Origin of the sequence: Agarivorans sp. 1_MG-2023 (genome assembly GCF_030548385.1) — a bacterium.
In the GTDB taxonomy this organism is placed as follows: Bacteria; Pseudomonadota; Gammaproteobacteria; order Enterobacterales; family Celerinatantimonadaceae; genus Agarivorans.
In genome coordinates this window covers 41,402-53,720 of record NZ_JAUOSJ010000014.1, presented here as the reverse complement: position 1 = coordinate 53,720, position 12,319 = coordinate 41,402, and the positions used below count along the sequence as shown (strand labels likewise).

At 44.9% G+C, this 12,319-nt stretch carries 10 protein-coding genes; 5 read left to right on the top strand and 5 right to left on the bottom strand.

All coding sequences use genetic code 11. The features are described 5' to 3' along the window. Positions 1–62 precede the first annotated feature (62 nt). The gene (locus Q4592_RS18030; RefSeq protein ID WP_303515771.1) at positions 63–3,584 is read left to right on the top strand and encodes a hybrid sensor histidine kinase/response regulator; all 3,522 of its coding nucleotides are present in this window, start codon (positions 63–65) and stop codon (positions 3,582–3,584) included. Between the two features lie 197 nt (positions 3,585–3,781). Continuing rightward, positions 3,782–4,090 carry a hypothetical protein gene (locus tag Q4592_RS18025; RefSeq protein WP_303515766.1) on the top strand — a complete coding sequence of 103 codons (309 nt, stop codon included), beginning with the start codon at positions 3,782–3,784 and terminating at the stop codon, positions 4,088–4,090. A gap of 50 nt (positions 4,091–4,140) precedes the next feature. On the opposite strand, the gene Q4592_RS18020 is transcribed toward Q4592_RS18025, so the two are convergent. Both Q4592_RS18020 and Q4592_RS18015 read right to left on the bottom strand, forming a co-directional pair. Further along, positions 4,141–4,800, bottom strand: a complete 660-nt coding sequence (locus Q4592_RS18020; protein ID WP_303515765.1) for a response regulator transcription factor — start codon at positions 4,798–4,800, stop codon at positions 4,141–4,143. A 67-nt stretch (positions 4,801–4,867) separates the two neighbouring features. Further along, positions 4,868–5,476, bottom strand: a complete 609-nt coding sequence (locus Q4592_RS18015; protein ID WP_303515763.1) for a LysE family translocator — start codon at positions 5,474–5,476, stop codon at positions 4,868–4,870. Positions 5,477–5,761: 285 nt separating this feature from the next. On the opposite strand from Q4592_RS18015, the gene Q4592_RS18010 reads away from it, so the two are divergent. Then, positions 5,762–6,253, top strand: a complete 492-nt coding sequence (locus Q4592_RS18010; protein WP_137673844.1) for an ABZJ_00895 family protein — start codon at positions 5,762–5,764, stop codon at positions 6,251–6,253. Positions 6,254–6,267: 14 nt separating this feature from the next. On the opposite strand, the gene Q4592_RS18005 is transcribed toward Q4592_RS18010, so the two are convergent. Together Q4592_RS18005 and Q4592_RS18000 are read right to left on the bottom strand one after the other, a co-directional pair. Beyond that, positions 6,268–6,561, bottom strand: coding sequence for a DUF5522 domain-containing protein (locus tag Q4592_RS18005; RefSeq protein WP_201798749.1), 294 nt, complete (start codon positions 6,559–6,561; stop codon positions 6,268–6,270). A 171-nt stretch (positions 6,562–6,732) separates the two neighbouring features. Then, a complete protein-coding gene (locus tag Q4592_RS18000; RefSeq protein WP_303515758.1) occupies positions 6,733–7,704 on the bottom strand; it encodes an alpha/beta hydrolase in 972 nt (323 codons plus the stop codon). Between the two features lie 96 nt (positions 7,705–7,800). Between Q4592_RS18000 and Q4592_RS17995 the strand changes: the two genes are divergently transcribed. Continuing rightward, entirely contained in the window at positions 7,801–8,817 is a 1,017-nt protein-coding gene (locus tag Q4592_RS17995; RefSeq protein WP_303515757.1) for a GlxA family transcriptional regulator, read from the top strand. Between the two features lie 58 nt (positions 8,818–8,875). On the opposite strand, the gene Q4592_RS17990 is transcribed toward Q4592_RS17995, so the two are convergent. After that, on the bottom strand, positions 8,876–9,772 hold the full coding sequence (locus tag Q4592_RS17990) for a LysR family transcriptional regulator (protein ID WP_303515754.1): 897 nt from the start codon (positions 9,770–9,772) through the stop codon (positions 8,876–8,878). 314 nt (positions 9,773–10,086) lie between these two features. Here Q4592_RS17990 and Q4592_RS17985 point away from each other — a divergent pair, with 314 nt between their 5' ends. Then, positions 10,087–12,108, top strand: coding sequence for a methyl-accepting chemotaxis protein (locus Q4592_RS17985; protein ID WP_303515752.1), 2,022 nt, complete (start codon positions 10,087–10,089; stop codon positions 12,106–12,108). The last annotated feature ends 211 nt before the right edge of the window (positions 12,109–12,319 follow it).

Here is a 12,319-nt window from a genome sequence, read left to right as displayed (position 1 = left end):
TTGCGGTAGATGATCAGTAATAAATCATTTTGGAAAATGAAAGTCTAGGAAACGGATTTTAGATGCAGATAGTGAGTGAAGGTTGGTTAGTGATTCCCTTGTCTTTGGCATACCTGGGGCTATTGTTTGTTATTGCCTACTATACCGATCAAAACTCTAGTGCTCGCTTACGCTGGCAACCCGCGTTTTATAGTTTTTCTATTGCAGTGTATTGCACCTCGTGGACCTTTTACGGCACGGTGGGGCAGGCCAGCGAAAACTTCCTATCCTTTATTCCTATTTATCTTGGCCCTGTGCTGCTATTTATATTTGGTTGGAAACTGCTTGCGCGAGTGGTTTTGATCGCCAAACGCGAGCATATCACAACCATTGCCGACTTTATCGCGGCACGTTACGGTAAATCTCAAACCTTAGCAGTGGTCATCTCACTGATTTGCATCATTGGTGTATTGCCTTATATCGCCTTGCAATTACGTGCCATTGTTATGGGCTTGGATCTGTTTGGTGGCGAAGCCATGCGCGAAGCGGTGGGTAAAGGCAGCAGCTCACAAATCGCCTTATTTGTGAGTATTGCCTTGGCGATATTTACCATGTTATTTGGCACTCGTCATATTGATGCCACCGAGCACCATCGCGGGGTAATTGTGGCGATAGCGTTCGAATCACTAGTAAAGCTGGTGGCCTTTGTATGCGTTGGCTTGCTGGCTGTATCAATACTCTGGGATTTACCGCTCGATGCTCAGCAGGCTGTGGGTGAGTCATTCAGTCTTAAGTGGCAAGAGATTAGCTTTGCCGATGTTAGCGATTTAATTGTGGCAACCTTGCTGGCTATGTCGGCGGTGATTTGTTTGCCCCGCCAATTTCACGTGACAGTGGTTGAAAACAACCAAGTTAATGATTTAAAAACTGCTCGCTGGTTATTCCCAACTTATTTAGTGCTGTTGGCCATTTTTGTATTGCCCATCGCCTTTGCGGGTGACTACTTGTTACCGAGCAATACCCCTGCCGACAACTACGTGATTAGCCTGCCATTGGCTGCCGGCCAAAACATATTGGGTATGGTGGCCTTTTTAGGTGGCACCTCGGCCGCAAGCGGTATGGTGGTGGTGTCTACCATTGCTTTGGCGATTATGGTGAGCAATGATTTAGTGCTGCCTCTACTGCTTAAACAAGGTGGCTTAAGCCGCCGTAACTTTGCTCAATTTAGTGAATTACTGCTAAACGTGCGTCGCACCACTATTTTAGTCATTTTGCTACTAGCCTGGGGCACCTTCTTAATGTTGGGTGAGATTAGCAATCTTGCCGATATTGGCTTTTTGTCTTTTGCCGCCATTGCCCAACTGGCTATTCCTTTAATATTTGGTTTGTACTGGCGCGAAGGTAATCGCACTGGTGTGTATGCCGGTTTGTTGGTGGGTATGAGCCTGTGGTTGCTCAATCTGTTAAATATGACCGATAGTTTGAACCCACTTATTTTTAATCAATGGATTGCCGATTGGTTAAGCGCGCCGCAGTTACAGGGCCATGCGCTTATCTCTAATCAAAATTGGGGCATATTACTGAGTTTGTTAGGAAACTTGTCGGCCTACATTTTAATCTCTAAGCTATCTAGCCCAGCGGTATCAGAGTGGCTGCAAGCCAGTAACTTTGTTGGCCAACCGGGTAAGAGCGATGACGCTGGCGCGCTCTACCAATCGAAAGTGAGCGTAGAAGAGTTACACATGCTGGCGTCGCGCTTTTTGGGCACCCAACGTATCAGTGATGCCTTTGGTAAATATGCCACCTCACGCGGCGTAGAGTTAAGCCCAAACCAGCAAGCTCCGGTAGAATTAATTGCCGAAACCGAGCGTATGTTAGGCGGTGTATTTGGCTCTTCGTCGGCGCGTTTAGTATTAGGCTCTGCCTTGCAAGGTAAGCAAGTTCAGCTAGAAGAGTTTGCTTCTATCGCCGAAGAAGCCTCTGAACTCTTACAGTTTAATAAACACTTATTGCAAGGCGCGATTGAACACATTGACCAAGGCATTGCCATTGTTGATCAAGAGCTCAAGCTGGTCTCGTGGAATCGTCGCTATACCGAGCTCTTCGACTTTCCAAACGGCATGATCTCAGTAGGCCGGCCGATAGAAGATTTAATTCGCCATAATGCCGTAAACGGTTTATGTGGCCCTGGAGATATTGAAGAGCATGTAGAGCGGCGGGTAGAGCATTTACGCCGTGGTAATAGCCACACATCATCGCGGATCCGCCGTGATGGGCGGGTGATTCAAGTGCAGGGAAACCCTATGCCCAATGGTGGCTATGTGATGACATTTAGTGACATTACTACCTTCCGCCAAGCCGAAGATATGCTTAAACAGGCCAACGAAATTCTAGAAGCGCGAGTGGCACAGCGTACTCAGCAGCTTTCATCAATTAACCAGCAGCTGGTACATGCCACCAGCTCTGCCGAGCAAGCTAACCAATCCAAAACCCGTTTCTTAGCGGCGGTGAGCCACGATTTAATGCAACCGCTTAATGCAGCCAAATTGTTTACCGGTTCACTGTTGGAAGCCGAGTTAGAAAAAGAGGCCAAGTTTTTAGCTGCCAGCATTGATAAATCCTTATATTCTGCCGAAGAAATCATCAGTGATTTGCTGGATATTTCGCGCTTGGAATCTGGCCGAGTAGTGGTGAGTACCGAGCAGTTCGAGATTGGCCATTTACTGGATCATATTCATGCAGAGTTTATTCCTCTGGCTCAACAGCAAGGTGTTGCGCTTAAGTTGCAGGCTAGCAAGTTAACCGTGCGCAGCGACAGTAAATTATTGCGTCGAATATTGCAGAACTTTTTAACCAATGCCTTGCGTTATAACCCCAATGGCAAAGTACTGTTGGGCGGTCGGCGTAAAGGTAACAACCTGCGTTTAGAGGTATGGGACAACGGCCCCGGTATTGAAGAAAGCAAACAGCAGCAAATATTTGAAGAGTTTCAGCAGCTACAAAAATCTGGCAGAGCCCGAGAAGAAGGACTGGGTTTAGGTTTAGCCATTGCTCAGGGTTTTGCCGAATTGCTCGAGATACCGATTGGCGTGGAATCGGTACCCGGTAAAGGCTCCGTATTTTATATCACTGTGCCAGTAGTTGAAGCATTAAACGTGCATAAGCAAGTGAAGCCAGAAGGTGATGCAATTACCACCACTCAAGGCGCGCGGGTACTGTGTATTGATAATGAACCAGACATATTAGTGGGCATGGAGAGTTTACTTAGTCGCTGGGGTTACGAAGTTATTTGCTGTGAAGATGCTAACGTAGCCGAAGAAGTGATAGACGGCGGCTGGGTGCCAGAGCTAATACTTAGCGATTACCACCTCGATTTTGATAAAACTGGATTAGAAGCCCTGCAAAGACTCATTCATGAACGCGGCTTATCGTGTCATGGCATAGTGATTAGCGCTGACAGACAAACTGATCTCATCGACAGAGTACGCGCCCAAGGTTTCGCATACTTGAGTAAACCGTTGCGACCACTGCGTTTGAAAAAGCTCTGCCAGCAACTGCTTAACAGCAAAACAGCAGCGAATTATTGGCTAAAGCCGAACTCTTAAGGTTATCGTGAATTTTATATTTATAAAAATAAAGAAGTCCGCGGGATATTGTTTGTTAATTAGTCTGCTCTAGGTAACTGATTTATTAGGTTAAAAATGTTAAGTTAAGTGTTCTATTTGGTCGTGAATCTGAGGGTACTTTGCAACAAAATATCCGAGCTTCACATTTTAGTTATGAAACGTAAGGGATTACATTAATGAAGCAATATCTATTGGCCGCAGTTTTATGCTTAACCTCAAGCTTTAGTTATTCGGAAATGATTGATAAAACTGGGGCTAGTATATCAGTTGTTTATGTGAGTAGTGGTGGTGACTACTTGATGCAACTTGAAGGCGTTAATGGGTGGTTACGTATTGGGGAAGCAGGAAACCCTAATGCCGATGCGCTATATTCAACAGCTCTAGCGGCTAAATTAAACAATCAAAGTAACATTCGTGTTAGATATTGGACTAATGATACTGACCCGACCGAATTCCCAACCGTTGGAATAATAGCTATTCACTAGTACTGTTAGTTTAAGCCCGCTACAGCGGGCTTCTTTTGTAATAAAGTTTCCTAAATTTCGTTATCTTCCGGGCTTGGCTCTAGCTCCAATTGCTGCAGTGCAATTACCGCTTGGGTGCGATTTTTAACGTTAAGTTTGCGGAAAATAGCTGTAACGTGCGCCTTAATAGTAGCTTCAGACACACTGAGTTCGTAAGCAATTTGTTTGTTTAGCAAACCTTCGTTCAGCATGACTAATACTTTGTATTGCTGTGGTGTGAGGCTGGCTAAGCGCTCGGCGAGTGGGTCTTCTTCTACTTGGCTGGTAAAATCGATACCGGCTGGAAACCAATCGTCGCCTTCCATAATGTGTTGAATAGCGGCAACTAGCTGCTGCAATGGCGTTGATTTAGGAATAAACCCCGTCGCGCCCAATTGCTTAGCTTTTTGTACTACGCTGGTTTCTTCACTGGCCGAAATCACCACAATAGGTAGCTCGGGGTATTGGCCATGTAAATGGGTAAATGCCGAGAAACCATTGGCACCAGGCATTTTTAAATCGAGTAGTAATAAGTCGGGGGCACGCTCTAGGTCTAAGAGCTTGAGTAGGTCGTTAACATTCTCAGCTTCTAGTAACTGAGCATCGGGAACTGCAGTTTGCACTGCTTGCTGAAGAGCACTACGAAACAAGGGGTGGTCATCAGCGATAATGATCTTGTAAGTATCTTCCATAGCGAGGGTTTTCTGCCTTTTTTTTGACCATAGCACCAAGCCCTCACGGATTCAATTTGCTTACTAATTAACTGTGAAGGCCGAGCAAAGTTCCCATGCCAAGCAGGGTTGATCCGCTAAAGCGATTTACCCATTGTTGATAACGTTGCAGCTTAACTTGTACTCGATGATGTGAAAGAATTCGCACGATTACGTACCAAAGCAGGGCGGTTTCGAGCAGCAAGGCTGCACCCAAAATCAGCTTTTCGCTAAGCAAAGTATCGCTGCCAATAAACTGGCTAAATACGCTAACCACAAACACTAAAATTTTAGGATTGAGTAAGTTACAAGCAACGCCACTAAGCACCACTTTTTTAGCTCGTTTGGGTTGTGGCTCTCCGGCTAGTTCAATTAGCTCTGAGCGGCTAAATAAGGTTTTTAAACCAAGAAATACTAAAAAGCCAGCGCCGCTCCAACGCAAAATTTCGAACAGCAAGGGCGATTGTTTGATAAGGATAGACAGCCCACCAATAGCTAGGCTGATATGAATGCTAAAGCCTAGCAATACACCCATCACGCATAGTGCGGCTTGGCGTTTACCGCTACTAGCATTGCGCAATACCATCACCATATCTGGGCCTGGGCTTAACATGCCAAGAAGATTAATTAATAAAAGAGCGCTGAGGGCTTCTAACACGGGCCATCCCTGAAACTGGAAGTCGAAAACTGGCGCTAGTGTAAGAAGCAACGCTGACCAGATAAATGGAATTATTGTCATTTAAAGTATTCCAAAATGGAATTTAGCTTGTCTAAACGAGTTATTGTAGAAAATGTGAGCTGAGTTTTTGTAGCGCTGCTTAAGTTGATATGGGTTAATTTGTTTTTGGGTAGGCAGTGATAATTTTTGGCTAGTAGGTAAACTACGCCATGCAGTTATTGCTGTGGCAATCGATGTTTAGCTAAACAAAGTTAAGGGAAGAGCGTGCAAACAGCTGATGTATCAATTAACAAATATTTACTCTGGTTTTCGCTGGTGTATTTCGCCAGCTCCTTAGTATTTGGCATGGTGGTGTCTTACTTAGATTTAGAAACCAATAGCTTTTTAGGCCTTATTATTTTGATGCTGTCGGCTTTAATAACTGTTCAGCTGTTTGTAAACGATCATCGCCGGGTACTTACTCGGCGTGAACTGCGGTATTTAAGTTTTTGGTCTTGGTTAGCGTCGGTGCTTATTTCTGTGATCGAGTTGCTGGCGGTGTTTGCTTATTCTTTCTACGAGATTTACGGCATGATTGCTTGGTTAGATGTGCAAGCAGAACTGTCGGCTTTATTATTTGAACTGTCTATCGACTTACATGCTCTTTATGCGATTATTGCAGTGGTATTATTAGTATTTTGGGGCTTAACACGTTTAGCTTATGGCTTTGCTAATAAAGCATTTACTAAGCAATTAGCCAGAACAAATCCACTTTAGGCTTCAATTTTGGTTTAACTTGGGTAGGGGCAATGTCTACAGCCATTGCCGCAGCATGTGCCGCGCTTAAGGTGATACCAAGCACTAAGCACCATAAAACCATTCTCTGTTGTGTAATCTAGATGCTCTTGAAGTTTGCTTGATGCCTCTCCTATAGGGCGATAGCGCGCTGCTTGTTCTAACATTTCGGCATGTGGTGTACTGGCAATTAACCGTTCTAGTTTAACCGCCAGTTTTTTAGATAAACAGCCTTGGCAGAAACAAGCATCGCCGGTTAAACCCAGCGTAACCGGCAATATTGTGGGCATTTTCATACACCAGCATTGTGCATTTGCGGTGCAGGCGAGTGATTCCCCGCACCCCGGGCAGATAGACGAAGAGGGTGTAGTTGATTTAGGTTTATTCATGGTGGCCTAATTAGGCGATACTTGATATTCGCCAGCATAAACAATTTCGCTACTTCCGCCTATGTTTCCCTGTTAAACCTCACCGTCTATTTTTCGCTGGTTTACCAAGAACTGCACCGTTTGTTCAATTACCTGTGGGTCTTTAAGGATCTTAAAATGGCCTAAACCTTGGGTCTGGTAGTGGTTAGCGGCTGTCCAGCGCTGCTCAATTTGCTTGAACTGTTGTTGAGCTACTTCTTGGTCTTGAGCATCACTGATCAACAAACCTTTGGTGGTTTGCGGCACCAAACGCTCTACGGTAAATAACTGCCAAGGATCGTCGCCCGCCAACAAGTTCTGCATTTTTTCGCCCACTTGTTGTTGAAACGAGGTTTTAAGCCCACGACTTAAGTTAAGTAGCTTGGCGTAGGTATTAAACATTTCTTGAACGTTTAAGTGTGGCGCTAGCATCACAATATTGTTGGTGGTAAACCCTCGCTGCTGAGCGGTGGTAGTAGCCATCGCCCCAAAGGAGTGAGCTAATACGCAGTGCACAGGGGCATATTGCTGAGCAATCGCGCTGAGGCTGTCGCTAAAATTAAGCAAGTGGCTATGTTTGTCTGTATGCATGCCATGACCAGGGGCGTCAAATGCTGCAACCTGGTATCCAGCCTCCACCAATGGTTCTATAAAATGACGAAATTGAATCCCACTGCCACTCCAGCCATGTAAACACACCACCAATGGCCCACTTCCCCATAGGTGTAGAGCCACTTTATGTTGGTTTACATTGATAGAGTGCACTTGCTCGGCACTTTGCCAAAATTGCTGAGCCTTAGGGCTAGGTTTACGTTTAAACACTCTAAACCACAAATTGGCGAGTTGGGCTCCCGCCCAACGTTGATGGCAATACCCCGCCAAGTTAAATAACAAACCCGCTGCTTGGTAACTCAGTGGCACCACACGTTTGTGGCGCTTACCTGCAAGGGCATGATTAATATCGGTACTCGCTTTTGCTGTTTCGCTATTAATCGGTGTTGGTTCTTGAGAGATGGGCTGATTCATTTTATGGCTCCATGCGACTGAGTGGCTAGTATGCCGATTGCTAGAACACAAAATAAGTGTCATATTTGCCAATGTAATGGTGAAATTGGACATGAGATGAAAGCCGCAATTTTATTAATGGATAACTGTTTTGGTACAGGTATTAACGGTATTTTAGACGCCCTAATTGCCGCCAACTACAGCTTAATCAAGTCTGGTGCGCAGCCTTTATTTGAGTGGGAGTTAGTGTCTTTAGACGGCAATAGTGTGCGACCCACCAATGGTTTACGCATTGATGCCGATTGTGATTTAGCCAGTTTTGTCGCGCGTGGCGATAAACCCGATATTTGGATTATTCCCGGTATTTATCAGTCGGCCAGTAATTTTGGTAAGGTGCAGGCGGCAATGCAAAAAAGTGAAGTAATGGTACCGGTACTGCAACAACACATGGCTGAAGACAAGATGATTGTTTGCATGTGTACCGGAGCGTTTTTACTGGCCCAAGCCGATTTACTGGGTAAGAACCCTGCACTAATGCATTGGCGTAACGAGCACCATTTTCGTCAAGCATTCCCTACGCTCACCATTGATAGTCAAAACACCATTGCTGAGTATCACAATTTGTTGTGCTCAATTGGCGGCAGCATGGCTTATGAGTACCTAGTGTTGCGTTTAATTGGCCGTTTTGCGGGACATCAAACGGCAATTAACACTGCTAAGTTATTGATGATGGACTTAAACGCGCCGCCTGCTGCGCCTTATCGGGCGACTCACTTCAAACCTGAACACCAAGATGCGTTAGTGCAACAGGCGCAATTGTATTTGCAACGTAATAGTAGCGAAGAACTGAACATGGTGGGGTTAGCCGAGGAACTGAATATTAGTGATCGCCAGCTAAAGCGCCGTTTTGCAGCTGCCTTAGCTTGTTCACCACTGCAGTACTTGCAACAGGTGAGGGTGAATCAAGCTTGTAATTTGTTAGAGGCAACTCAGCTGCCGAGTAGCAAAATTGTACTAGAAGTGGGCTATAAAGACGAAAGTAGCTTCCGCCGATTATTTAAAAAGCAGATGGCAATGACCATGGAAACCTATCGCCAGCAATTTGGCATTATGGCTCACAGTATTTCAGCATAAGAACAGTTGCTTTATTAAGCCTTTAATTTGTTCGTGTAAGTGCTTACTTACGTCTTGTTTATGTCATTGCTTGGTGTATCTGCTGCCTAAACCAAGAGTGCGCTGGATCGTGATGATTACGGTGATGCCAAATTAGCGAATACTCAAAATTTTCTACAGTAAAAGGTAAATCAACGATCGCCAGTGGTCGCTGTTTTACTAACTGCTGGGCAATCTTTGCTGGCAAAGTAAGAATAAAACGTGTTTCGCTAAGTATTTGAACGGTCGCTGGATAAGACGATGCACGAAACTGTATTTGTCGCTGAAACCCTTGTTGCTGTAAGTACCGGTCAATGTGGCTATTTTTATCTGCCCCGGTGGTAATAATGGCATGGGGATAGCGACAATAATCAGCGACACTGGGCGTGTTAAGGGCTAAATAGGGATGCTGTTGGTGCATTAAACACACTAAGCGGTCGGTGCCTAAGGTAGTGGCATGTAACTCGGTACTGTCTTTAGGCGGTAGTGTCATGCCTAAATCTACTTCACCACTGTGCAGTAACCGATTGGTGGTGTGATCCCAGTTGCACAGTTCTATATTAAGCTGCGGTGCTTGCTCGTAGATTAAGCCTAGCACTTTAGGTAGTAAGTGCTCACTAACATAGTCGGAGGTGGCAATGGTAAAGGTGCGCTGGCAGAGGCTGGGCTCAAAAACCTGTTGATGTAATAGATTTTCGACTGAATCCAACAGGGGAGCCACTTGGGCTTTTAGCTCTAAGCCTTTAGGTGTGGCTTGTAATTGACCCTGCACACGTACCAACAACGGGTCGCCAAACACTTCGCGTAATTTAGCTAAATGCTTGCTCATGGCTGATTGGCTTAAATGCATTTTCTCAGCCGCGCGAGTTACGCTTTGCTCTTGCAGCAGGTAATACAAAGCGCTGAGTAAATTTAGGTTTATCTTACCAAGTTGCATGGGGTGTTCCTGTTATGAAGTGTTTAGCTTACTCGGGCTGGTGTTTTGTGTATAGCGGCAAATAGTTTGATTCCCTATTTGTTGATATTATTGATTTTATTGTCAGTGTGTTGTTTTGCTACAGCTCTTTGTTGAGCTATATCACTCTTTTATTTTGTAACAAGATGTTAACGTTCACACAAACTTAGCTTAGCTCTCGAAAACGTGATTACATAATTGCTGATCTGGAAAACATAATAAGTGGTGATGTGCCATCCAGTTAACATGTAAGCGCTTACATATGGATGTGGCAAATTTTTAAAAGTGAGATAGAGATGCTAATACACAAAAAGTTGTCAATTACTCAATTGATTCTCGCAACATTTTCGCTGCTATGTGTCGTATTGTTAGGTTTAGGCTTAGTGGCATGGAAGCAAATGCAGCAAGCCGAAAATACCATGGGTGAAGTGATTACCCAAGCGTTCCCATTAATGGAGCATACCAGCCATTTAGACCGAAGCTTAACCGCGGTTGAACGGGTACTGAATAATGCGATTCAAGAGCGCGATGAGCAACAAGTTAATCAACTCATTGAGCAGTATCGTCAGCGTGTGGCTGACTACAAGGTAGCTGAAGATGTACTGGTTAACTGGCTAGCTGAAAACGGCGTAGAGAGCGAGAGTTTCACTTTAGTGCAAGAGCAAAATGAGCTGTTGTTCGAAGATAGCGAAAGCTTATTAGAACTGCACCAGGATGTTATTTCTAGCGGTACTTCTTTGTCAGAGCGCACTGCAACTTTCCAAGGTATTTCACTTCGTATTAACTTATTGTTAGGCCAGCTGTTTGATGAAACCGATCCTAATATGACCAGAGTGTTATTGGATGCGGTAAGCACCGATTTATCGGCCATGCAATTGGCCACCATTAACGTATTAAATTCAACTGACCCGCGAGAAGTGGGTAAATTGATGACCAGCAACCGCGAAACCAAAACCTACGTAGAAGAAGATTTTGGTGACTTGATTGTGGAAAAAGAGCTATCAGGTGGCTCTCAAGGCGAGCATGAGTTGGTAACGCAAGTTCCATGGTTATTGAATGAAGTGACCGCTTTTGGTGGTTTATTGGGTCAATACCAACAGTATTTAATTAAGCAAAACCAGTTAATGAAGCTGAAAGGCTCTATCACAGAACAATTAGAGGCCGTTAATGCCAACCTTAGCCAGCTAATTACCGAGAGCCAAAGCGCCACAGAGAAGCAAATTGAAGGTGCGTCGGGCAGTATTTCTACCTTGATTAGCAGCGGCGCAGTGGTCATTCCCTTAACGGTATTGTTTTGTTTAGCCATGGGATTAACTATTCAACAATTGATTAGGGCTCCATTGAAGCAATTGATCGAAACCTTGAAGCACTTAGCAGCCGGCGATTTAAGCCAACGCTGCCAATACCAAAGTGGCAACGAGTTTGGCATGTTGAGTTCGCAGCTTAACCAAGTGATTGAGCAACAGCGCGACACTGTGACCGGTTTGCGCAATAAGAGTGAGGCTCTAGGCCAAGCTTCTACGGTTAACCGCCAGCACGGCAACGACATGTTGAAGCAACTGGACGAGCAACGCAGCCAGTGTATTACCGTGTCGGCGGCCATGACTGAAATGGAACAGGCGATTCAAGATGTGGCTCGACGCGCCGAATCAGCCGCCCAAGGGATGCGAGAAATTAGTGATAGTACCCAAGATGGTGTGCGTTTAACTGAAGAAGCTTTAGAGAACAACCAAGCCTTAGCGGCCAATATTGCGAGTTCGACTGATAGAGTTAAACACGTTAATGAAAGCAGCAACGCCATTTTTGGCATTTTGGAAGTGATTGAAGGGATTACGCAGCAAACTAACTTGTTAGCGCTTAATGCTGCCATTGAAGCGGCTCGCGCCGGTGAACAAGGTCGTGGCTTTGCTGTGGTAGCAGATGAAGTTAGACAACTAGCACAGCGTACCGCGTCGTCTACCACTGAGATTCAAACCATGATTGGTGGGCTTCAGCAAGATACCTCACTGGCAGTGAAAGAGATTGAGCAGTGTAACCAGAGTATGGAGCTGAATGCCAACAACGTGAACAGCATTAACCAGCAGATACGCGATATTAATACTCACATTGAGCGACTATCGCTGCTTAATGAAGAAATTAGTGTAGCCACTAATCAGCAGCAAACAACCAGTGAAGATGTGTCGTGCAGTATGGAAACCATTTCGAGTGCGGCGCAGCAAAACTTAACTGTAGTTACTGAACTAAATCGCCTGAGTGATGATTTAGAATCGGTGGCTAAAGAACAAGTTGATTTGGTACAGGGCTTTAAGGTCGCTTAAATCTCGACGGTACTAAAGAAAAACCACCTTAGGGTGGTTTTTTTATTGGCTAATATTGGTAGCCACAGTCCGCCTTAAAAGGCCGGCAGTAGGTGGAACACTTACTGTATCTTTGCTAAGGCATTAGGCCTTACTGAAAGCGAAAGCTGAACCGACACCACTATATCTAGCGCCACGTTAAAATTGTTAATGACGACTCCATTTTAGGATT